The organism is Chitinophaga ginsengisegetis (assembly GCF_900168065.1).
GTDB classification, from domain to species: Bacteria; Bacteroidota; Bacteroidia; order Chitinophagales; family Chitinophagaceae; genus Chitinophaga; species Chitinophaga ginsengisegetis.
On record NZ_FUZZ01000001.1, the window covers coordinates 521,569 to 544,819 of the forward strand.

The following is a 23,251-nucleotide window of genomic DNA, read 5'->3' on the forward strand; positions in this document are numbered from 1 at the left end:
GAGGCATCTCATTTATTCCATTTTCAGTTATCAGTTCACTATGGTAACACCCGCGTGGAATACGGCTCTTGGCCTTGATGGGTAGTAGCGTACCGGGGCTGGTACCGGAACAGGTATTACGGCCGGGTAGTAAGCCGGTCTGGCATATACCACTCTTTGAGGGCGGTAGCAGTCGTCATACCTGTCGCGTACATACACTCTTCTGGGGCGCTCGCATCTTTCCCAGCGGTCATCATCATAACGGTCATATCCGCGTCCATGTCCATATCCGTGGCCACGTCCATGTCCCCTGTCATATCCCCTTTGTGCATAAGTGGTGAGCACAGTGCCGCCAATAAGCAGCATCAACAGCAGTACTTTTTTCATGTTTCTTTGGTTTTTAGTTCAAGATCGGTTGGCAAATAAAAGTTGTGGTGTGTTATTCATTTCAACCCGCATACCGGGCAAAAGTGGCATCTGTAACAACATAAGCAGAACCCGGATATGCAATAAAAGTATACCTGTGAGGCTTATGCGGTTTCCTATGATGCTTTTTATACGGTCTTCTATGATGATGCGGTGGTGTTGGCGGAGCCGGTGGCCGGTGATGCGGAGGCGTTGGTGGCCTGGGCAATCCTGGCGGTAACGGTGGCGCCGGCGGATGTGGTAAATGTGCCGGAGCCGGTGGCCTGGGTGGCAGTGGTGGTGCAGGCGGCCTTTGCTGTGCAGAAAGGCTCATAGAACCTGTTATCAACATCACTGAAGCTATATTTAAAAACTTCCTCATGGCACTTCTTTTTCGTTAGTTAAAACAGGCAGTTGCACACCAACTTATTTTTATAGCGGCTGTTGTTTCATTACTCTCTCCGCGATTTGTGATTCTGCGATCCGCCATAAGCTGGTGGCTGCATTAGTACCTGTTTGAACTCATAAATTCAACAACTATGCCAATAAAAAAAATCCCGGCGGTATGCCGGGATTGAAACTATAAATAAAGTGTTAGACAGTGTGACTATCAATACATTACGGTCTGAGTATCGGGCAACGGGTAGCCTTTTGTTTGCCCCAGCCACTACCACCGCCCAAACGGTAAGTAATGGTAAACCCGGAAAACGCATACCAGTCTTTATATTTATCAGAACCGCGTTTGGTACCATCTGCAGGATAGGTTCCCGGCGTCACTTTACCGGTTACTTCATCGCCCCGGTAAGCCATGTCCACTGATTTCTGACCACGATAGGTCAGCAATGTATTCTGGTCTACGTAGTTGGTGCTTACATCATCCATATAATCCGTAGTGGTAGGACGCAGCCCTATTTCAAATCCAAGGGTCCAGTTATCATTGATGATCGCTTTTACACCCGCTCCAAACGGAAAGGAAAAGGAGAACAGGTCGTAAGGCTGACGGGTAGGATACTGCGGTAATCCCTGCCCTTCCGTGCCCAGGGGACGAAGCCGCACGCGGTTACCCGACTGGTCTTTAGCCGTAGGATCAAATCCAAAACCACCCACCCCCACGAACACGTAAGGCGTAAACCCTTTTTCATCGAGGTCGAAAAAGTTGATTTCACCAATCAGGCTACCTTCAAAAATATTGGTCCGGAAACTAAGGTTACGCGCTACCAGGTCTTTGGAAGAATTAGTGCTGTCTGCGCCGGTAGCAATACCCCAGGTAAAGGATCCACGGATAGTGAGGTAACGGTTAATATCCTTTCTCACCAGCAGTCCGAGTGCAGGCCGGGTATATTTCATATCCACCCTTTGCTGGGAAAGATCCCCGCTGTAATTGCTGATACCTGCAAAAGCGCCGACATGCCAGTCCTGCGCAAAGGTGAAAAAGGGAACTGCCATGAATAACAACAGTATTCCGGTAGATTTGGAGAATTTCAATGTATTTAAGTTTAAGAGGTTAGTCCTTATTATTCGTGCAACCATTTAACGTTATTATCACAATTTTTATTTGGTGCCCCCTCCCAAACTTTCTACCGCATTTCCCGGCACATTACTTTAAAAATGTAAAAATAAACTAATAAACCAATTAACTAATAAACAATTAAACTAGCATCTTATATAAGCCCATCCTTCCTGTTGCCTTTCCACCAGGTGCGCTACAGCTGCCGGCACCACCTCCACAAAGGGAAACAGCTGATCTGTTGCCAGCTGACGGCTGTTCAGGGTATTCCGGCAAATGAGGAACCGGACGGACTGCCCATGCAGGGCCGATATTTTTTCGGGGAAAGGGTGACCATCGGGCAGCAGTAAATTCCAGGCATGACCATGTACTACCACCTCTATGGCTATACGGGTTTTTCGTTCGTTGGTATAATTAAGAAGATTATTGAGCTGCCCGAGCATAGACAGCTGGGCATCCCGTTCACCGGATGTGATTTGAAAAACTACCTGCATGCTGACAAACCTAACTAAATATTGGCAAACCCGAAAGTAATGGCATCAACATTAGGTGGATGTTATTGTCAGAGATGATTCTCTGTTCGTTTTTCATTATGCAACTCATACTGTACCTTCCTCAGCTTCTCTTCCAGCTTGCAGTACTTCTCTCTTGCCTCACGCAGCTGGTACTGTAATGAAGCCTCTTTTTGCGCCTGTTTTACAAGATTAATATTGGCTATCCGCAAAGCCTTAAAATGATGGTACAGGATTGCCCAACCCAGTAACAACAATAATGATAAAACAATGATGACGGCTACCATAAGATAAAAGGTTATACGATCATATCAATCAACTATGCTAAACCACCGGGAAATGGTGTTGCGAAGGCCGCAACTCCATAACAGGATTGATAGGACAAAATAATTCAGGCTATAAAAACCGTATGAATGGCCCCGCTGATGGTGCAAACATGACACGACAACTAAAGATATTGATTCCCGTAATTAACGGTTTGTCCATTTTAGCTTTTTCCTTTCTTTCTCCCGGGCAATCTCTCTTCCGGCAACAAATTTTCTACATATTATAAAAATACGAACTGAGTAAAAAACATATCATATTGAAAATCAATCATATAAAATGATCCAAAAATTTACGTCTCCGGTGATCATAAAAAAAATTAAATTAGGGATAATGTTCATGTAGTTAGCTTCTTATCAAGGACGTAAATCAGCATGTACCGGATCCAATGAAAATCAACTAAATCCCTCATATTGTATGGCCGCCCTTCTGACCAAAGAACAACTTGAAAATTTTGCTTTACAAGGGTTATCTTATGCAGATGATCATGTCAGTGATCCCTTTAATATCAGAGATGTGGCAGAACGCCTCGGTATTTCCTACTCCTACTTCTATCACAACTTTGTGAATTACATGGGAGAACCCTTCTGGCACTATGTTAAACGTCACCGCCTGGAACTTGGCGCCGGCCTGCTCCGGCACAGTGGCTATAATATCGGCGAAATCAGCGAGTATTGCGGATATGCCACTACAGCAGCTTTCAGCAAAGCATTTAAACTACATTTTAAAGAAAGTCCGAAAGATTTCCGCCGCATCATTATCCTGCCTAATGAAAACAGAACGCTGCAGATCACTAAAACCATCACAGCAGCAATAGGAAATGATGCATTCCAGGAACTGTTCAATTACGACCGCTGCGAAAAACTCAGAATGCCGGATAGTATCCTGTACTACTCTTTCATTTCACGCGGCCAGGACCCAATCGCAGAAATGATCGCCCGCATGAACACCTATCATAACCTGTTTAAAAAGATGCAGACGCTATACGATCTGCCGCAAAGCAGGATCATTACAGGCACCCTCGATGCCGTGCCGGTAACCAACTATGAAAAACTATCGATGTTCGCCGGATTGCTGATTCCAACATCCGCCATAAGCGCACATATCCAGTTGCAGAAAAATCACTCCTATCTCGCCACAAAACGGATAGCAGGCGGCAACTACCTCAAACTGCCGGTGCCAATGGACTTTGCCACTGCAGGCATGCCGATGTATAATTTTATCAGTATGAACTGTAAGGAAGGCGTATTCAAAATGAGCGGGAACCACTTCTTCATCTCGCTGGACGGACCAACATACTCTGAAATATTTATCCCGCTGCTCAAAAAACATTATTAAAAAGAAAACGGAATGATCTCCTGATCATTCCGTTTGTTCCTTTTTTATTTGGTAAATACAGCCCGGAAGCAATTGGCGCTCGTATTCACCGTATCTTTCTGCGGCTTACCCGTTCCGTAAAACTCATCCAGGAACCCTGCTGCATCCGACCAAACCGTTTGCATCATTCCCTGGAAACGCGGCTTCATTTCCTTAGTGGCACTGGCCCGGTAGTCATACATATCCTTCAGCTGCAGCTTTGCATTAGCCGGCATCCTCCACGGACATGTGATCACCGACAGCCCTTTCATTGCCAGGTACACCGGCGTTTTATCCGGCCGCTCATAATGCCAGTCGCAGATAACCACATCTTTGGGAACCAGGTCCACCGCACGGTGCGTATTGTTCATGCTCGCCTCCCAGGCGCCTAAACCCGTCAGCTTGCCATCCAGTAACCTGTCGCCCCACATCCACAGCTCACGCCCCTTCTGCGCAAGGTGATTCCGGATTGTCCATACCTCCCCGGCAAATAATTCGGCTTTGTCACGGCCGCCGCAACGCGGGCATTTATCTTCCCCGATATAAAACACTTCATCCATGCCTGCATGAAAGGCGGTACTCTCAAATACATCACAGATCTCATCCACCAACTCAAATACAATCTTATGTACACCCGGATGCAACGGACAATAACTCTTGCAATACAACCCGTCTGCATTTGGCCATACATAGTTCACCGGCATCTTTACCCACGGCGTTTCATCAAAATCAGGATATACCTTCAGCAGGTTGCTGGTAGTACCCGCCCACGACTGATGACCCAGCAGGTTAATCTGCGGAATCAGCCGGATGTTATGCTTACGGCAGGTTTGCACCAGTTGCTTTACCTGTTGTTCGGTTAAGCCACCGGCATCACGCAGTTCCGGGTGCGACTTAAACTGGTAATTAAAATCAACACGCAGCACCAATGTGTTGATATGCCGCGGCGCCAGTTCTGTGTCAATAAATTTCAGGAATGGGGCCAGTCCCTCCGCTCTGGGCGCAGCTATACAAAAACCACGAACAGGCAAAGTATCAGCCGGCAGGGGTTTTGCAAAGGAAAGGGAGCTACTGCCGCAAACGAGCAGTAAAAGGGCAAACAGTTTTTTCATAACGCTTAATTTTTTACAGGCATGTCGTAAAATAATAAAAGCAGTGCGCAACTGCAACCTTTTCGCTGTAACAAATGTATAATGAGCATTCTAATGTTATACACTTTGATTTTTAATATCTTTGATAAAAGCACTACCTCTATGAACGAGATCAAACTACCGTTTACTGCCCGTCTCACTTTTACCCTGTTTTCGATCATTCTCATTATATATATAGCCCATGTTGGCAGCGGTATTATTGTTCCGTTGATGTTTGCCATGCTTATCGCCATCATGCTGCTGCCGGTTGTTCACCAGCTGGAAAAATGGCGTCTCCCGCGGGGGCTTGCGGCCATCATAGCGGTGTTACTGTTTATCATCGGCATCCTGCTGCTGATGCTCCTCCTCGCCAAACAAATGGAAGCCTTTATCTCCGACTTCCCGCAACTGGAACAAAAACTCACGCTGGTGATCGATTCCACCCAGGATTGGATCAACACCAAATTTCATATCAACTCCAGCACACAAATGAGCTATGTGGAAAAAGCCATGATGGGCACGCTCGGAACTGCCACCAGCTTTGTCAGCCAAACATTCCTGTCGCTTTCCTCCCTGCTTGTGTTCGTGGTATTTGTATTCCTGTATGCTTTCTTTATCCTCTTCTACCGCAGGTTGCTGGTATCTTTCCTGATAAAGATCTTCCAAGAACAACACCGCGAAAAATTACTCACCGTAATCGCCAGCACACGCACCATTATTAAAAGCTATGTAGGCGGACTGATGATAGAAATGGTCATTGTAGCTATTCTTAACACTGTGCTGTTCTTTATTCTGGGTATTAAATATGCTATCCTGCTGGGCGTAATGGCCGCCATCTTTAATATCATTCCTTATGTAGGGATCTTAACGGCAGCGATTCTCATCATCCTGGTAACACTGGCTACGGGCACGCCGATACAGGCATTACAGGCAGGTGTTGCCCTGTTCCTCATCCACGTACTCGACAGCAACGTGCTTTTCCCCAGCATTGTGGGTTCCAAAGTAAAGATCAACGCATTGGTCACCATTATCGGTGTGGTGCTTGGAAATATGTTATGGGGCATCCCCGGTATGTTCCTCGCTATTCCGACCATCGCCATTATTAAAATTATTTGTCAGAATATAGAAGAGATGAGCCCCTGGGCTATTTTGCTTGGCGATGAAGCCAAACCGAAAGTAAAGAAAATCAGAAAAACGAAAATTGACGAAGCAAAGTCATAAAAAAGACTGTTCAATATAAAAAAAGTTGCCCCGGAAATACCGGAGCAACTTCTCACTATAAATCAACAACCAATTGCTATGATAATAACGGATCTTTCTTCAACCTGTTCTTATATACCCAGTAAAACACAACCGGGAATATAAAAAGATTAAAGAAGGTATCTGTGATCAAACCGCCTATCACCACACGCGCCAGCGGTCGCGCGGTTTCCGAACCAATTCCCATACTGGTGGCCGCAGGCAACAACCCGATCGCCGCCATCATGGCGGTCATAATCACCGGGCGTATCCTCGACTCCACTCCATCGTGAATGGCCGCTGCCAGGCTGAAATCACCTCCGCGGTGCATAGTCCGCACATTCGTTTTGAACTTCGACAGCAGGATCACACCATTCTGTACACAGATCCCAAACAACGCGATAAAACCAATACCCGCGGATATACTGAAGTTCATACCGGTAAGCCACAGCGAAAAAATCCCACCGATAATCGCAAACGGCACATTGTTCAATACCAGCAAGGCATCTTTCACCTTTCCGAAAAGTATAAACAGGATCAGGAAAATCAGCAACAAACTGATAGGTACTACCTGCATCAGCCGTTTGGTAGCCCGTTGCTGGTTCTCAAAATCACCGGCCCACTCCAGCGAGTAACCCTTTGGCAAAGTGATCTGCTCACCCACCTTCTGCTGCGCCTCCGCAATAGTGCTGCCCAGATCCCGGCCCCGTACCGAAAATTTTATGGCGCCGTAACGCATATGTTTATCATGATAGATCATACTAGGCCCCACTATATGGTCAATCTCCGCAATTTCTTTCAACGGAATCTTATTTCCCCGTATAGTCGGTATGGTTAGATTCCCTATCGATACCTCGCTTTCCCGGAAACTCTCGGGGTAGCGTATACGAAGATCAAAGCTCTTCTCCCCCTCATAGATCCGGGTAGCAGCCTTTCCACCAATCGCCATCTCTATCACGGAGTTGGCATCTTCTGTGGTAACCCCGTACAACGCCATCTTTTGCTGGTTCAGGTTGATGCGTAATTCCGGCTGACCAATATTACGCAGTATCCCCAGGTCCTCAATACCGTGCACTCCTTTCAGGATCTTCTCTATCGATTCTTCTTTGTCTTCTATCAGCTTAAAATCATCTCCGAATAACTTCACTACAATAGAGCCCTTCACACCGGAAACCGCTTCCTCTACGTTATCCATGATCGGCTGGGAAAAATTCAGGGTAATACCTGGAATACCCGCCAGCTTTCCATTCATCTGCTCTATCAATCGGGCCTTCGATAACCCGCTCTTCCACTCACTTTGCGGGTAAATGTCTACGTGAAATTCAATATTATAAAACCCCGTAGCATCTGTACCATCATTGGGCCGCCCCGTTTGAGACATCACCTGCTTCACTTCCGGAAAAGTCAGCAGCTTCCGCCTGATATCATTGGCTACCTTCACCGACTCTTCCAGCGATGTGCTCAACGGTCCGGTGGCCCTGATGTAAATAGCGCCCTCATTGAGTTGTGGCAGAAACTCCGTTCCTAAAAAACGGAAACAATATAACCCAAACGCCAGTACGGCCAGCGACACGGTAAAGGCTACACGCCGGTGACGGAAACAGTAATTAAAGATGCGGAGTGTAATACGGTTAATAAACGCCAGGAAAACATTATGCTTCTCCTTTACATTCTTCCGGAGCAATACACCCGCCAGCGCGGGTACCAGTGTAAACGTAAGGATCAACGCCCCCAGTAAAGCAAAACCCAGTGTCCAGGCAAGCGGGGAAAACATCTTCCCCTCTACTTTCTCAAAAGTAAAGATGGGCAGCAACCCCGTGATGATGATCAGCTTTGCAAAAAAGATCCCCTTCCCGTTCTCCAGGCAGGCTTTCCGGATCAACCCCGCCTTGCTCAGTTTATTAAACCGCTCCATCCCCACACTATGCGCCTTCCTGTCCAGCACCACAAAAATCCCTTCCATCATCACCACCGCCCCGTCAATGATGATCCCGAAGTCGATCGCCCCCATCGACAACAGGTTAGCGCTCATCCCTTTTATCCGCAAACAAATAAACGCAAACAACAACGCCAGCGGAATCACCACAGATACAATCACCGTAGTGCGCCAGTCGGCCATAAACAGGAACACAATCACCGTTACAAAAATGATCCCCTCTAGCATGTTATGCAACACGGTATGCGTGGAAAAATCGATCAGGTCTTCCCGGTTATAAAAGGGCTTTATCTTTACATCATCGGGCAAAATACGTGTATTCAGCTCCGTTATCTTCTGCTTCAGCGCTTCTATCACTTCCGCAGGGTTCTCTCCTTTCCGCATCACCACGATGCCTTCCACTACATCATAGTCCTGGTCGCGCCCCACCTGTCCCAGCCTCGGCAGCGCCGATATGCTTACATCGGCTACATCCTTTACCAGTATGGGTGTACCGTTGATATGGTCTACAATGATGTTCTTGATTTCTTCCGTGTTATTGAGTATCCCGATCCCTCTTACCACATATGCCTGCGCATTTTTCACAATCACATCGCCTCCTACGTTGATATTACTTTTAGACAATGCCTGGTACATCTCCTGTGCCGTAATATCATACTGCACCGCCTTATCGGGATCAATGGTCACCTGGTAAATTTTCACCTCTCCCCCAAAACTTACAATATCCGCCACACCGGGCACGGATAACAGGTTCCGCTCAATTACCCAGTCCTGCAACGTTTTGAGCTCGGCTACAGACAGCTTGCTGCTCTGAAGCGTATACCGGTAAATTTCCCCGGTAGGGCCATATGGCGGCTCTATTTCAGGATCCACGCCATCCGGCAGCGAAGCCGATGTAATATTATTATTGATCTGTTGCCGCGCAAAAGTATCATCCACGCCGTCGTCAAAAATTACTTTCACCACAGAGAGGCCGAACAGGGAAGAAGAACGGATATACGTTTTCTTTTGCGCCCGGTTCATGGCAATCTCTATTGGTCTTGTTACAAACTTCTCTACTTCTTCTGCGCTCCTACCCTGCCATTGAGTGATGATAGTCACGGAAGTATTGGTTACATCCGGAAACGCATCTACGCCGATCTGCTTAAAGCTGATATAGCCTGCAATAGCCAATATACCGGTGGCAAAAAAAATGAAGTATTTATTGCTTAAAGAAAAAGCAAGTACGCGCTTAATAAATCTGTTCATAGTGATGGCCTTTACTGCTGATCCTTCAGCGTTTCATAAATGAATACCTGCCGGGAAGCTATCACCCGGTCGCCCTCCTGTAAGCCGGCACTCACATAGGCCCGCCCATCGCTGGTTTTATCAATCTTCACCTCTTTTACAGTCACGCCGTATTTCGCGTTGGAACGCACCAGCACGTAGTATTTGTCGTGGTCAAAAATGATCCCCCTCGATGGAATGCTTACGGTATTACTATCGGAACGACGATTGGCTTTCACACGCACAAACATCTCCGGCTTTAGCAGGAAACCCGGGTTTTTCACTACCACCCTGGCTTTCATCACTTTATTTTCGGGGTCCAGTATATTGTAGATCTTGTCGATAGTACCATAGAAAATTTTATCCGGATAAGATAAAGTGCTCATCTCTACTTTATCTCCCTCCCGGATACCGGCGATGTCCGACTCAAAAATGTTGATCATCGCCCACACCTCATTGAGATCGGCCACCACAAAAATAGGATCCGTGTTATCCGGCCGCCACTGCATACTTTCAGCGGCGCGCTTGCTGATCACAAATCCAGGTACCGGCGCTTTCACGGCATAATCCGTACGATGCCCGCCGCCATTGATATCCAGGATAGCCTGCGATTTATTATAGGCGGCTACAGCCTTATCATAGGTACTCTTTGCTTCTTCATATTCGCGCTGGGAATTCAACCCGCTCTTATAAAAAGATGCCGCCACTTCCATATTCCTTTTGGCGGTTTGCATATCATTAACGGATATACGCTGATCGGCTGTAAACCCCGCCATTTCCGGGCTTTTAATAATAGCCAGCACCTGGCCCTTTTGCACAAAATCGCCGGAATGAACTTTTACGGCGGTTACAATGCCACTCACCATCGGGAAAATGCGCGCGGTTTTATCTTCATTCTCGGTGATCTTCCCGGTAAGCAGCAGCTCATTTTCAACCGGTCGTGCAGTAGCGGTATCAACTACCAGCGTGCGGAGCAGTGAGTCTGAAAGCGACCATGACCGCGGTTCTTCAGGCGTCACTTTGCTGCCGCAGCCGGTGATGATACCACTAAGGGATATAATGATAACAATTGCAGGTATATGCCGTTTTACTAAATATTGCATGTAAAAAAAATTTATCAGGGATGAAAAACAGGTGTACCGGTGGTGTAATTAAGCGACTCCAGTGCATGTAAGCGATCGTATTTCAGCTCATTCATTTTGAGTACGTTGTTCCGGTAAGCATCATACAGATCTATGAATTCAAGCAACCCGATATTATGAAGCCGGAAATTTTTCTCTACCTCATTCATCATCGTGGTGTATTCATTTTCAAAACCGGGATCAAATTCCCGCACCAGCTTTTCTGTTTGTAATGCCTGCTGCAAGCTATTCATCACTTCATGCGCCAGCTCATCTTCCTGCCCCTCTAGCTGTAGTTTGCTGCTCTCCAGCGCCGCCTGCGCGGTTTTAATATTCCCCTGGTTCCTGTTAAAAAAAGGCAATGGCATCGATACACTCAACCCGTTATAGTTACGCTCAAAGTTGCCCTGCTTATCATAGGAAACTCCCAGCTGCAGGTCGGGTACGGCCATCGACTTCTGAAGACGCACGTTCAGGTGATTATAGTTCACCGTTTCCTGCGCTATCTTCAGATCGTAGCGGTTTACCCGCGCAGTATCCAGCAATGATTGAAAGCTGTATTCCAATGCCATCGGTTTATCGCCAACGCCTTCCGGCAACACCGGCCGGATCACCGTGCCCGGCGGCACTCTCATCAGCAATGCCAGATCGGACTGCGTTTCCCGGATCTCCTGCTGCAACTGCAAATGATCATGTTGCAGATCGTACAACATAGATTTGATGCGCACAATTTCCTTCGGCGCAATATTCCCTTGCGCCTGTTGCGCAGTAAACACACTCACTACCGTTTGCAAAAAAGTAATCTGGCTGGCAAATGTTTCCAGCGACTGCTCCTTGTAATAGAGATCGTAAAAATTATCATGAAGAGAAAACCGGAGGGTACGCAGCAGGTCGTAGAACTGGTACTCACTCATCTTAACCCCGCTCTGGGCCAGCTTCACCGCCTTGTTGCGCTTGCCGGCCAGTTTGAACAGCTGCTCCGCCTGCAGGCTGTTCTGTCCGGCGTAAGAAAAGTCGAACCACTTCCGGGTGGTATGGTTATACAATACATTCTCAAAAGTCACCTGCGGATTATCGTACAGCTTTGCGGTGATCACGCCTGCTTTGGCCGAATCAATGCTGTAACGCCGTGTAAGTAAAGGAATATTTCTTTGCAGGAATTGCTGCTCCGCCTGTGGCAATGTTAGTGTCAGTGTATCTGTAACCTGTGCTGATGCTGTAATACGGAACACAGTGACAAACAGTACAAGCCCTGCTAATCTATTGATCATACAACTTTTTTTCGTTGCACAAAGATGGTAAGCGTCTATTAGCAGCTTATTAGAATGAAGTTAAAACCGGGTTAGAATTTTCCGGCGGGAGTAAAGAAAATATTAAACGTGGTTCCCTGGCCTAACACACTGCTTACCGTGATGGTAGCCTTATGCAGCTGCAGGATCTTTTGTGTCATAGATAAGCCAATACCATATCCATCAAAAGGATGCGCATTATCCGCGCGGTACAGCGGCATAAAGATCTTTTCGGTATCAGTTGCCGCTATACCAATGCCACGGTCGCTTACAGACAAGGTGATACCGCTGCCGGTATAAAAAAGCCGGGCACTAACGTCACGGTTATACGAAAATTTAAACGCATTGCGGATGATGTTCTGCAACGCCAGTGTCATCAGCGAACGGTTGCCGCGGATACAAAGCAGGGCAGCATCTTCCGGCAAGCCGCTGAGTTGCACATGCAGCTGCAGCGGTGGCGATTTATGACGCCAGTACTCCGCCAGTTCCCACAATAATTCATCCAGCCGGATCAATTCACTGTTGGCTTCCGTTAAATTGGCATCTACTCTTGTAAGCTGCAACAGGCCATCCGTAATAATCTTCAGCTTCTCCGACTCACCGAGCAATGTACCCAGCGTTTGTACATATTCATCCCGGCTCCGGCTGTTCTGCAGCGTGACTTCTATCTCCCCGATAATAGTGGTTAATGGTGTACGCAGCTCATGAGAAGCATTGGACACAAAAGAACGCTGCATATCAAAAGCCTGTTCCAGGTGTTGCAAAAGACCATTAAAATTAGTGGCCAGTTCATCTATTTCATCTTTATTCAATCCCTGCTGCACCCGCATGTGCAGGTTATTGGAGCGGATCTTCTGCACCTGCCGGTTAATGCTTTTGATGGGTTCCAGCGCCCTGCTGGCATACCACTGCCCCATCAGGAAAGTGATCAGCAATGCCGCAAAAAACATCACGATCAGGATCCATAAAAGATACTGCAGCTGCTGGATGCCCGCGGTATTACGCGCGGTTACAATCACTACAAAGTCGCCCTGGTTATCGGGATAATAGATCCCCAATCCCGACTCTTCCTGGAAACGGAAGCGGTACACTTCCCTGTGACGGATGGTTTCCAGCAGCGACACCGGCCAGTTGTACCTTGTTTTTTCAATGAACACTGCCTGGTTATGCTGATCATAAATATTACTGAATTCATCGGGTATCCGTTCCCGGTAGCTCTTCTCTATTTCGAGGAATTTCTTCTTCGTCAGCTCGTCCTTTTCCAGGTACACCTGCGCCGTCACCAATGCACGCATCTGCAACAGCTTATAAAAACTGTTCTGGATGTATTGGGCAGATAACAGGTATATCAGTACGAAAACAACCGTAAGAATAATTCCCGAAATCAGGGTAAACTGCAGTGATAGCCGGTGCCGGATCTTCATAAGCTTATTTCTGTTTCATCACATAACCCATCCCAACTACGGTGTGGATCAGCTTTTCGCCGGTAAAGCCTTTTTCAATTTTATTCCGGAGATAATTAACGTATACATCAATGGTGTTGGTGCCCGTGTCAAACTCCAGGCCCCATACGGCTTCAGAGATGAGCGCGCGGGACAGCACCTTGCCCGTATTACGGAGCAGCAGTTCCAGCAACGCATATTCCTTGGCAGTGAGCACAATTTCCTGTCCTTCGCGGCTGGCAGTTTTGGTATGGGTATTCAGCTGAAGGTCCGCAAACGTAAGCACCGCCTGCTCCTGGTGGAAATGACTTTTTCTTCTCGACAACGCATTGATACGGGCTATCAGTTCGGAAAAATGAAAAGGCTTGGCGAGATAGTCGTCGGCGCCGGCATTGAGTCCTTCTACAATATCCTGTGTGGCGTTCAACGCTGTGAGCATTAATATAGGTACACTGATTTCCAGTGCACGCAGATTTTTACATACAGCCGTTCCGTTTATACCCGGCAACATCAGGTCCAGTAAAATGAGATCGTAATCCTGTTCCAGGGCAGCCTGCTGACCGGCAATACCATTTGTATGCACATCCACCTGGTGGTGATGCTCCTCCAGCCCGCGTTTGATGAAAGCGCCCACTTTAACTTCATCTTCTATAACCAGTATTTTCATATCAAAAAATTATAAGCAATAACCCCTGCAAAAGTAGGATTGTTTACCCGGGCGGGCATTAAAGCGGGATTAAAATCGAGGTTCCTATGGACAATTTCGCAATATCTGTTAGCTTTGCTCCAACCTAAACCGGCAACCGTATCATGCATTTACCCGTTTTAAGTACCGGCGACCTGGTGCTGAGACCCATAGAAGATAAGGATACCGCTGCCCTCTTCAGGCATTTTTCAGATGATGCGGTCACAAAATATATGGACATTGATTCTTTTTCCAATATCAGTGAAGCCACACATATTATACAGTTCTTCCGCCAAAGCCTGGAAAAGGAAGAAGGCATGCGATGGGCCATCACACTGGCCGGAAAGGACGAACTGATAGGCACCTGCGGATATCACAAAATCAACAAAACACATTTCAAAGCGGAAATCGGGTACGACCTGCAACCGGTTTACTGGGGCAAAGGCGTGATGAAAGAAGCCATCAGCGCCATGCTCACCTATGGCTATGAGGAATTACAGTTCAACCGCATTGAAGCCTTTGTGGACCCGGAAAACCAGGCGTCTTCCAAATTATTAAGCAGACTGGGATTCCGGTATGAAGGTTTTTTAAGAGATGCCTTCTTTGAAAAAGGAAAATTTGTAAACGCAGAACTCTACAGTCTTTTAAGACACGAACATACACGGGAATCTATTTTCTAATTGTTATATACCATGAGCTTACAATTCCGGCATGCTACAGAAGCCGACCTGCCACGGATCGTTGAAATTTATAACACTACTATCGCCGGCCGGATGGTGACCGCCGATACGGCGCCTGTTACCGTGGAAAGCCGGCTGCCCTGGTTTCATGCACACAACAGCACTCACCGTCCGTTGTGGATGATAGACGACGACGGCAGCAATGTAGGCTGGATGAGCTTTCAGTCTTTTTACGGCCGCCCCGCCTATAACGGTACCGTGGAAGTAAGTATCTACCTTGATGAAACCGCCCGTGGCAAAGGATTAGGCAAAAAAATACTGCAACATGCCATTACCGTAGCACCGGAATTTGGTGTGCAAACCCTGCTGGGTTTCATCTTTGCACACAATGAACCCAGTCTGAAACTGTTTATGAATATGGGTTTTGAAGAATGGGCGCACCTGCCGGAAATTGCGGTGCTGGATGGTGTGGAAAGAAGCTTGAAAATTTTAGGAAGAAAGATCTGACCCCGGCTACAACATTCCTTCAGTTTTCGGGGATAATTTCGGACCGTAAATCAGGAAAAATATGTGGTGGTTTTATGCATTGCTATCCGCTTTCTTCGCGGCACTAACCGCTATCCTCGCCAAAATCGGGGTAGCGGACATCCCATCCAACCTGGCTACCGCCATCAGAACTATCGTGATATTGGTGCTGGCCTGGGCTATTGTATTTGCAAGAGGGGAATATAAAAGTTTCGGCGCCGTATCAAAACACGGACTGCTCTTCCTCGTATTATCCGGCATTGCTACCGGCTGTTCGTGGATCTTTTATTTTAAAGCGCTCCAAATCGGCAAAGTATCACAGGTAGCACCGGTGGACAAGCTCAGTGTAGCGCTCACCATAATCCTGTCAGCCATTTTCCTGCATGAAGCACTCACCTGGAAAACAGCCATCGGCGCCGGACTCATTATAGCCGGTACATTGGTGCTCATCTTAAAATAAAATCAAAAAAATCAGCGTCAACCTCCGCGGCATTTACTCCGCTTCTATTTTGTACACACAACGGCGGGCGCCGTTGATAATGTGTTCCATCCGCGACACATTCATTTTTTCTCCGAGTATGCTGACAAACGTCCTCATCTCGGAAGTACAGATATTATCACATTCTGTGGCGGCACAGCAAATGGGACAGTGATTCTCTATAAAATAATAGGTATCGCCTTCTTTTTTCCATTCAGCCAGGTAGCCTTCCCCGGAACGGATGGCCGCAAACGAGGTAAGCCGGTTTTCAATACCGTTAACCCCTTCCAGGGCACTGCTGTATTTTTCCAGCTGGCTTTTCTCCCGGGCGTTCACTACGTTATCGAGCGCTTCCTTACCCAGCACATTCTTAATGGTCTGGATCAGCTGAAGGGTGAGTTCGGTATGTGTGTCGGGAAAACGGGCATTACCCAGGGGGGTAAGGCTCCATATTAAAACAGGGCGTCCTACGCCCTTGGAAGCACTTTCCGATTGTACCAATCCTTCTTCTGCCAGTTTGAGCAGTTGAAGCCTGGCGCCCTCTCCGGTAATACCCAATTCATTGGCCAATTCTGCTGCAGACAGCGGTCCCCGGGTCTTGAGCAACGTCAAAAACCGTTCGGCAGCATTCTTGGTTCGTATTGGATAATTTTCCAAGTTCTTACTTGTTTTATTCTCAAATATCGGTATTTTTGTGAAAGCTAAAAAAAAGATTTTGGGATTTTGGTGAGTTTATGAGATCCTTCATCAAAATTTAATCTCATAATCATTTAAATCTCTAAAAGTTAAATATTAATGAACGTCCTGATATTTAATGGTGCAATAGATGATCGTCCTTATGCCACGGCTAACCAGCTGGCGGTGTATCTGACGGAACAGTTAAAAGAGAAAGGATTTTCCCCGGAGATTTTCAGTCTGGGTAACGCCCAAATCCCCTTTTTCTCCCAGGCGGAAGCAGGAACAAAACCACCCGCAGTAGACGCCATGTGCAAAGCTTTTTGCAAGGCGGATCTGCATATCTGGATGACTCCTTTATATCACGGCAGCATGACAGGCGCCATGAAAAATTGCCTGGACTGGCTCGAAATGACAAGCAAGAACCAGCGTCCTTATTTAACAGGAAAGGTTGTAGCTTTGCTGTCCTGGGCGGACGGCACCCAGGCCATGCAGGGTATAAATGCGATGGACGCAGTGGCAAAGGCGCTAAGGGCATGGGTTTTACCATATTCCCTGCCTATTTTGAAAGACAACCTGTATGACCCGGAAACCCGCGGGTTCACTGAGTTCTATAAAAATAAACTGGATACGATGGTGCAGTTACTGTGTGCGGCTAAATCGCATGTAGTGGCTGGTATTGAAGGATAAACAGATAAGGAAGGCCGGGAAACCGGTAAATAGCTAATTAAAACAAATTCTGAGTATGATAACCGTTTCAGAAAAAGCAGGAGAATATATCAAAGCGCTGATGGAAAAAGAACATCATGCGCCGGGCACCTTTGTGCGTGTAGGCGTAAAAGGTGGTGGTTGCTCAGGTCTTGAATATGTGATGAAATTTGAAGCAACTGAAGAAGAAGGCGACCAGGTTTTTGAAGATAAAGGCGTAAAAGTAGTGGTACAAATGAAAAGCCTCCTGTACCTGTATGGTACAGAACTGGACTATTCTGATGGACTCAACGGAAAAGGCCTCTACTTTAATAATCCAAATGCAACCAGAACGTGTAGCTGCGGCGAAAGCTTTGCGGTTTAAATATTAAACTTGTATGATCAACAGTAACGAAATAATTGATGATATAGCCAATAAGGAGTACGAGTTTGGCTTTAGCACCGATATTGAAATGGATATAGCTCCTCCGGGGCTGAATGAAGATATCATCCGTTTTATTTCGGCGAAGAAGAATGAGCCCGAATGGCTGCTGGAATGGCGCCTGAAGGGATTTGCCGCGTTTAAGAAAATGGAATTCCCGAAATGGCAGCACTTTGAAATGCCTAAGCTCGATCTGCAGGCACTTTCCTACTATGCCGCCCCCCGTAAGAAAAAACAGCTCAACAGCCTGGATGAAGTAGATCCGGAACTGCTGGCTACCTTCGCAAAACTGGGTATTCCCCTGAACGAACAGAAAGCCCTTACCGGTGTAGCCGTAGATGCCGTTTTCGACAGCGTTTCCGTAGCCACCACTTTCAAAGGAAAACTGAAAGAAATGGGCGTGATCTTCTGCTCTTTCGGTGAAGCAGTACAGGAACATCCCGACCTGGTAAAGAAATACCTGGGCAGCGTGGTTCCACACACTGACAACATCTTCGCAGCACTCAACGCCGCTGTATTTTCCGACGGCTCCTTCGTATACATTCCCAAAGGCGTACGCTGCCCGATGGAACTGAGCACTTACTTCCGTATCAATGCACAGAACACCGGACAATTTGAACGTACCCTGATCATTGCAGACGATAACAGCTACGTAAGCTACCTCGAAGGCTGTACCGCTCCTATGCGTGATGAAAATCAACTGCACGCAGCAGTAGTGGAACTGATAGCACTCGAACAGGCGGAAATAAAATATTCTACCGTACAAAACTGGTATCCCGGCGATAAAGACGGTAAAGGCGGTATCTATAACTTCGTTACCAAAAGAGGTATCTGCAAAGGCGCTGCCAGCAAGATCTCCTGGACACAGGTAGAAACCGGCTCCGCTATTACCTGGAAATATCCCAGCGTAATCCTGCAGGGCGACCACTCCGAAGGTGAATTTTACTCCGTAGCAGTAGTCCGTAACAAACAGATCGCTGATACCGGTACCAAAATCCACCACATCGGTAAAGGCACCAAAAGCCGTATCATCTCCAAAGGTATTTCTGCCGGCAGAGGTGACAACAGCTACCGCGGCCTGGTATCCGTTGGGCCACGTGCCGACAATGCACGTAATTTCACCCAGTGCGATTCCCTGCTCATCGGTAACCAATGCGGCTCACACACGTTCCCGTATATCGAATCAAGAAACAAAACTGCCATGATCGAACACGAAGCCACCACTTCGAAAATCGGTGAAGACCAGATCTTCTACCTGAACCAGCGTGGCATCGACAGCGAAAAAGCAGTAGCCCTGATCGTAAACGGTTATGTGAAGGAAGTACTGAACCAGCTCCCAATGGAGTTTGCAGTGGAAGCACAAAAATTATTATCTATTACACTTGAAGGAAGCGTTGGATAACTCATTATCCAATTAATACATACAGAACGAAATAAAACAATCATGCTGACGATTAAAAATCTGCACGCAGAAGTAGAAGGGAAAAAAATTCTGAAAGGCATTAATCTCGAAATAAACAAAGGAGAAATGCACGCCATCATGGGACCTAACGGTTCCGGCAAAAGCTCACTGGCTTCTGTTCTGGCGGGACGGGATAACTACACTGTCACCGAAGGTGAAGTTTGGTTCAACGGCAAAAATCTGCTGGATATGGCTCCGGAAGAACGCGCCCGCGAAGGTGTTTTCCTCGCTTTTCAATACCCCGTAGAAATTCCAGGTGTTTCTAACCTCAACTTCCTCAAAACCGCACTGAACGAAATCAGGGCGTATAAAGGTCTCCCGGCCCTCGAAGCCAGGGAATTCCTGAAGCTGACCAAAGAAAAACAACAACTGGTTGACTTCCACTCCAACCTGATGAACCGTTCCCTCAACGAAGGATTCAGCGGTGGCGAAAAGAAACGTAACGAAATTTTCCAACTCGCTATGCTGGATCCACAGCTGGCCATACTGGATGAAACAGATTCCGGACTGGATATCGATGCACTGCGTATTGTTTCAAATGGTGTAAACAAATTACGCGATGCAGAAAAATCTTTCGTAGTGATTACTCACTATCAACGCCTGCTGGAGTATATCATACCTGACTTTGTGCATGTATTATACAACGGCCGTATCATTAAAACCGGTACCAAAGAACTGGCACTGGAACTCGAAGAAAGAGGATACGACTGGCTGAAAGAGGAATTACATTTGAAAGAATCTGTATAAAAAGAACTATGACAAGCGATATGATATTGCCATTTTACCAGGCGTTAACAGAAGATGTAAATGCACTGTCGGCACAGGTTCCGGCCCTCGCTACGGATACGCTGCAGGACATCCGCCGCAAGGCGCTGGAGCGTTTCTCTGCAATAGGCTTGCCTACGCTGAAAACGGAAGCATGGCGCTACACGAATATTCAGCGCTACCTGAAAGAGTTTCCTTATGAACTGCTCTCTACCGCTTCCCCTGTTTCAGAAGCAGTAATAAACAGCACCGCTATTCCTGAGCTGGACTGCTACCGCATCGTGCTGGTAAATGGCCACCTGCAGGCGGATCAGTCTACCCTGCCGCAAGGTAAAGGTATTACCGTTGGCGCCATGAGCGCCCATACTACCGCACCAGGCTTTGTTACTTATTTCAACGAACAGCACCACCTGGCCGCCGAATCATTGGCACAGCTGAATACAGCCCTCTTCGCAGATGGCCTGTATCTTGAACTGGCTGCCAATACCGTGCTCGATAAACCAATACATGTAGTAAACGTTTACTCCTGTACAGCGCACGCCTTCATTCAGCCACGCCACCTGTGGATCCTGAACAGAAACGCGGCCGCTACTATCATCGAAACTTCCGTACACCCGGAAACCGCCACCATCGCTTTTGCGAACAGTGTACTGGAAACCGTGGTACTGGAAAATGCAGAACTGTGGCATTATAATGTACAACAGGGCGCCGAAAGCTTCCGCGAAGTACATACCACTGCTGCACAGCAACACAAAGACAGCCGTTATCACCATTTTAATTTCACCCTGCCAAACACCCCGTTCACCCGTAACAACCTGAGCGTGGCCCTGAATGGCAGTCATACCGAAACTAATCTGAACGGTTTATATATTGCCAGCAAACACCAGCATGTAGATAACCATACCTTTATGGATCACATCATGCCCGATTGCAACAGCAACGAACTGTACAAAGGCGTACTGCTCGATAACGCCAACGGCGTATTTACCGGCAAGATCCTTGTACACCAGGAAGCACAGAAAACAAATGCTTTCCAGCAGAACAATAACCTCCTGCTCGGTGCCAAAGCGGACATCAACTCCCAGCCTCAGCTGGAAATTTATGCCGACGACGTAAAGTGCAGCCACGGTTTTACTGCCGGTCAGTTCAGTGAAGAGTCCATGTTCTACCTCCGCTCACGCGGTATAGGCGAAGATGCGGCAAAAGCACTGATGGTAAACGCCTTCTCCCACGACATCACAGATGCAGTGAAGGTGCCTGCCCTGCAACATTTCCTGCAGACGCAGATTGCGGAGATCATGAATAACTAATTTTACAATGGAACATATTGCTAACATAGTAACCGACGGCCTGGACGTAAAGCAGATCAGAAAGGATTTTCCTATCCTGCAGCAACAGGTACATGGTAAACCGCTGGTATACTTCGACAACGGAGCTACCACGCAGAAACCACAGGTTGTAATAGACACGGAAGCCCGCTATTACGAAGAATATAACAGCAATGTGCACCGGGGTGTACATCACCTGAGCCAGGTAGCTACCAACGCATATGAAAAAGCCCGCATCACCATTGCAGGTTATATCAATGCCGCCGACCCGCATGAAGTGATCTTCACCGCAGGTACCACCGCCAGCATCAACCTGGTAGCCAATACCATGAGCCGCCGCTTCCTCAAACCAGGCGACAGCGTTATCATTTCCGCCATGGAACACCATAGTAATATAGTGCCCTGGCAGATAGCCTGCGAAGAAACCGGCGCCATACTCAAGGTAATTCCTATCAACGACCGCGGCGAACTCCGGATGGATGCCTACGAAGCCATGCTGGACGACTCCGTGAAAATAGTAGCCGTTACCTACGTTTCCAATACAATGGGCACCATCAACCCGGTGCAGGATATTATAACGCTGGCGCATGCACGCAATATACCGGTACTGCTCGATGCCGCTCAGGCGATCCAGCATATCAGTATTGATGTACAGGCCCTCGACGTTGATTTCCTGGCTTTCTCTGGTCATAAAATTTATGGACCTACCGGAACCGGTGTACTCTATGGCAAAAAGGAATGGCTCAATAAACTGCCCCCCTACCAGGGTGGTGGCGATATGATCAAAACCGTTACTTTCGAAAAAACAATATACAACGAACTGCCGTATAAATTTGAAGCCGGTACCCCTAACATTGCCGGTGGCATCGCACTGGGCGCGGCTATCCAATACCTGCAGCAAACCGGGATCTCCAAAATCCAGCAATGGGAAGAAGAGCTGATGGAATATGCCATGCAGGAACTACGACAGATCGATGGTATCCGTTTTATCGGAGACGCAGCAGAAAGAAGCGGCGCTATCTCCTTCCTGGTACACAACATCCACCCGTTTGATATGGGTGAACTGCTGGATCAGCAAGGCATCGCCGTAAGAACAGGACACCATTGCACCGAACCACTGATGGATATCTTTAAAATCCCCGGTACGGTACGTGCATCCCTTTCTTTCTATAATACCAAAGAAGAAATAGACAAACTGGTAGCCGGCATAAAAAGAGCCAGCGCCATGCTTTTGTAAACAGGCGAATATGACGATTCAGGAAATACAGGAAGAAATTATATCCGATTTTTCGGTGATGGGCAGCTGGGAAGATAAATACGAATATATCATCCAGCTGGGTAAGGAATTACCACTCATCTCAGAAGAATTTAAAACGCCGGACAATCTCATCAAAGGCTGCCAGTCGCGCGTGTGGCTGCATACAGAGCTGAAAGACGGCAAATTGTTCTTTACCGGCGACAGCGATGCCGTGATTACCAAAGGGCTTGTTAGCCTGATGATTTATGTACTTTCCGGTCATACACCACAGGAAATTGCCGCAGCAGAAATTTATTTTATCGATGCCATCGGCCTGAGCAGCCACCTCTCACCTACCCGCTCCAACGGGTTACTGAGTATGCTCAAACAAATGAAGCTGTACGCCATCGCCTACCAGGCTAAAATTAACCAGCAATGAGTGAAGCAACATTAAGAGAACAGATAGAAGCACAGCTCAAAACCGTATTCGACCCGGAAATCCCGGTGAACATATGGGAACTTGGACTGGTATACGAAGTAAAGATCAAGGAGAATAACAGGATCGGTATCGATATGACCCTTACCGCTCCCGGCTGCCCCGTAGCCGGCGATATTATCCGGGAAGTAGATGAAAAAATAAGAAATATAGAAGGCGTTTCCGATGTAGATGTTCACCTTACTTTTGATCCGCCCTGGACAAAGGACATGATGAGCGAAGAAGCAAAGCTGGAACTCGGCTTTCTGTAAAAAATCACAATACTTACATACTAAAACCAAATAT

At 47.2% G+C, this 23,251-nt stretch carries 25 protein-coding genes; 14 read left to right on the top strand and 11 right to left on the bottom strand.

Annotated elements, in window-relative coordinates; genetic code table 11:
* Nucleotides 1–30: 30 nt before the first annotated feature.
* Complete coding sequence (locus tag B5Z18_RS01915; RefSeq protein ID WP_079467704.1) at nt 31–366, bottom strand: hypothetical protein; 336 nt, start codon at nt 364–366, stop codon at nt 31–33.
* 192 nt (nt 367–558) lie between these two features.
* Here B5Z18_RS01915 and B5Z18_RS32425 point away from each other — a divergent pair, with 192 nt between their 5' ends.
* Complete coding sequence (locus tag B5Z18_RS32425) at nt 559–720, top strand: hypothetical protein (RefSeq protein WP_159454153.1); 162 nt, start codon at nt 559–561, stop codon at nt 718–720.
* A 282-nt stretch (nt 721–1,002) separates the two neighbouring features.
* Here the strand turns inward: B5Z18_RS32425 and porG are convergent, their stop codons facing one another.
* The 3 genes from porG to B5Z18_RS01930 form a co-directional block, all read right to left on the bottom strand.
* Nucleotides 1,003–1,830: a type IX secretion system protein PorG gene (gene porG, locus B5Z18_RS01920; protein WP_159454154.1), complete on the bottom strand. Its 828-nt coding sequence runs from the start codon at nt 1,828–1,830 to the stop codon at nt 1,003–1,005.
* A gap of 207 nt (nt 1,831–2,037) precedes the next feature.
* A complete protein-coding gene (locus tag B5Z18_RS01925; protein ID WP_079467706.1) occupies nt 2,038–2,385 on the bottom strand; it encodes a DsrE family protein in 348 nt (115 codons plus the stop codon).
* A 68-nt stretch (nt 2,386–2,453) separates the two neighbouring features.
* Nucleotides 2,454–2,690, bottom strand: coding sequence for a hypothetical protein (locus B5Z18_RS01930; protein ID WP_079467707.1), 237 nt, complete (start codon nt 2,688–2,690; stop codon nt 2,454–2,456).
* A gap of 454 nt (nt 2,691–3,144) precedes the next feature.
* On the opposite strand from B5Z18_RS01930, the gene B5Z18_RS01935 reads away from it, so the two are divergent.
* Nucleotides 3,145–4,065: a helix-turn-helix transcriptional regulator gene (locus tag B5Z18_RS01935; protein WP_079467708.1), complete on the top strand. Its 921-nt coding sequence runs from the start codon at nt 3,145–3,147 to the stop codon at nt 4,063–4,065.
* A gap of 44 nt (nt 4,066–4,109) precedes the next feature.
* Here B5Z18_RS01935 and B5Z18_RS01940 read toward each other — a convergent pair whose 3' ends face one another.
* Complete coding sequence (locus B5Z18_RS01940) at nt 4,110–5,195, bottom strand: family 20 glycosylhydrolase (RefSeq protein WP_079467709.1); 1,086 nt, start codon at nt 5,193–5,195, stop codon at nt 4,110–4,112.
* A 141-nt stretch (nt 5,196–5,336) separates the two neighbouring features.
* Between B5Z18_RS01940 and B5Z18_RS01945 the strand changes: the two genes are divergently transcribed.
* Nucleotides 5,337–6,434 carry an AI-2E family transporter gene (locus B5Z18_RS01945; protein WP_159454155.1) on the top strand — a complete coding sequence of 366 codons (1,098 nt, stop codon included), beginning with the start codon at nt 5,337–5,339 and terminating at the stop codon, nt 6,432–6,434.
* Between the two features lie 76 nt (nt 6,435–6,510).
* Here B5Z18_RS01945 and B5Z18_RS01950 read toward each other — a convergent pair whose 3' ends face one another.
* From B5Z18_RS01950 to B5Z18_RS01970, 5 genes are all read right to left on the bottom strand, one after another.
* Nucleotides 6,511–9,636, bottom strand: a complete 3,126-nt coding sequence (locus B5Z18_RS01950) for an efflux RND transporter permease subunit (RefSeq protein ID WP_079467711.1) — start codon at nt 9,634–9,636, stop codon at nt 6,511–6,513.
* Nucleotides 9,637–9,647: 11 nt separating this feature from the next.
* Nucleotides 9,648–10,757: an efflux RND transporter periplasmic adaptor subunit gene (locus B5Z18_RS01955; RefSeq protein WP_079467712.1), complete on the bottom strand. Its 1,110-nt coding sequence runs from the start codon at nt 10,755–10,757 to the stop codon at nt 9,648–9,650.
* A gap of 14 nt (nt 10,758–10,771) precedes the next feature.
* Nucleotides 10,772–12,046, bottom strand: a complete 1,275-nt coding sequence (locus B5Z18_RS01960; RefSeq protein ID WP_079467713.1) for a TolC family protein — start codon at nt 12,044–12,046, stop codon at nt 10,772–10,774.
* A 71-nt stretch (nt 12,047–12,117) separates the two neighbouring features.
* Nucleotides 12,118–13,488, bottom strand: a complete 1,371-nt coding sequence (locus B5Z18_RS01965) for a sensor histidine kinase (RefSeq protein ID WP_079467714.1) — start codon at nt 13,486–13,488, stop codon at nt 12,118–12,120.
* 4 nt (nt 13,489–13,492) lie between these two features.
* On the bottom strand, nt 13,493–14,173 hold the full coding sequence (locus B5Z18_RS01970) for a response regulator transcription factor (RefSeq protein ID WP_079467715.1): 681 nt from the start codon (nt 14,171–14,173) through the stop codon (nt 13,493–13,495).
* A gap of 143 nt (nt 14,174–14,316) precedes the next feature.
* On the opposite strand from B5Z18_RS01970, the gene B5Z18_RS01975 reads away from it, so the two are divergent.
* The 3 genes from B5Z18_RS01975 (at nt 14,317) to B5Z18_RS01985 (ending at nt 15,856) form a co-directional block, all read left to right on the top strand.
* Entirely contained in the window at nt 14,317–14,871 is a 555-nt protein-coding gene (locus B5Z18_RS01975) for a GNAT family N-acetyltransferase (protein ID WP_079467716.1), read from the top strand.
* A gap of 12 nt (nt 14,872–14,883) precedes the next feature.
* On the top strand, nt 14,884–15,378 hold the full coding sequence (locus B5Z18_RS01980; RefSeq protein ID WP_079467717.1) for a GNAT family N-acetyltransferase: 495 nt from the start codon (nt 14,884–14,886) through the stop codon (nt 15,376–15,378).
* Nucleotides 15,379–15,439: 61 nt separating this feature from the next.
* The gene (locus B5Z18_RS01985; protein WP_079467718.1) at nt 15,440–15,856 is read left to right on the top strand and encodes an EamA family transporter; all 417 of its coding nucleotides are present in this window, start codon (nt 15,440–15,442) and stop codon (nt 15,854–15,856) included.
* 33 nt (nt 15,857–15,889) lie between these two features.
* On the opposite strand, the gene B5Z18_RS01990 is transcribed toward B5Z18_RS01985, so the two are convergent.
* Complete coding sequence (locus B5Z18_RS01990; protein ID WP_079467719.1) at nt 15,890–16,531, bottom strand: helix-turn-helix transcriptional regulator; 642 nt, start codon at nt 16,529–16,531, stop codon at nt 15,890–15,892.
* 138 nt (nt 16,532–16,669) lie between these two features.
* On the opposite strand from B5Z18_RS01990, the gene B5Z18_RS01995 reads away from it, so the two are divergent.
* From B5Z18_RS01995 to B5Z18_RS02030, 8 genes are read left to right on the top strand one after another with little or no spacing between them, the layout of a single operon-like run.
* Nucleotides 16,670–17,239, top strand: a complete 570-nt coding sequence (locus tag B5Z18_RS01995; protein ID WP_079467720.1) for an NADPH-dependent FMN reductase — start codon at nt 16,670–16,672, stop codon at nt 17,237–17,239.
* 55 nt (nt 17,240–17,294) lie between these two features.
* On the top strand, nt 17,295–17,621 hold the full coding sequence (locus tag B5Z18_RS02000) for a HesB/IscA family protein (RefSeq protein ID WP_079467721.1): 327 nt from the start codon (nt 17,295–17,297) through the stop codon (nt 17,619–17,621).
* 13 nt (nt 17,622–17,634) lie between these two features.
* Nucleotides 17,635–19,080 carry a Fe-S cluster assembly protein SufB gene (gene sufB / locus B5Z18_RS02005; protein ID WP_079467722.1) on the top strand — a complete coding sequence of 482 codons (1,446 nt, stop codon included), beginning with the start codon at nt 17,635–17,637 and terminating at the stop codon, nt 19,078–19,080.
* Nucleotides 19,081–19,122: 42 nt separating this feature from the next.
* On the top strand, nt 19,123–19,887 hold the full coding sequence (sufC, locus tag B5Z18_RS02010) for a Fe-S cluster assembly ATPase SufC (protein ID WP_079467723.1): 765 nt from the start codon (nt 19,123–19,125) through the stop codon (nt 19,885–19,887).
* 8 nt (nt 19,888–19,895) lie between these two features.
* Complete coding sequence (sufD, locus tag B5Z18_RS02015) at nt 19,896–21,215, top strand: Fe-S cluster assembly protein SufD (protein WP_079467724.1); 1,320 nt, start codon at nt 19,896–19,898, stop codon at nt 21,213–21,215.
* A gap of 7 nt (nt 21,216–21,222) precedes the next feature.
* A complete protein-coding gene (locus tag B5Z18_RS02020) occupies nt 21,223–22,470 on the top strand; it encodes an aminotransferase class V-fold PLP-dependent enzyme (protein WP_079467725.1) in 1,248 nt (415 codons plus the stop codon).
* 10 nt (nt 22,471–22,480) lie between these two features.
* Nucleotides 22,481–22,909: a SufE family protein gene (locus B5Z18_RS02025; protein ID WP_079467726.1), complete on the top strand. Its 429-nt coding sequence runs from the start codon at nt 22,481–22,483 to the stop codon at nt 22,907–22,909.
* A complete protein-coding gene (locus B5Z18_RS02030) occupies nt 22,906–23,217 on the top strand; it encodes a DUF59 domain-containing protein (RefSeq protein WP_079467727.1) in 312 nt (103 codons plus the stop codon). The genes B5Z18_RS02025 and B5Z18_RS02030 overlap by 4 nt, the downstream gene beginning before the upstream one ends.
* Nucleotides 23,218–23,251: the final 34 nt, after the last annotated feature.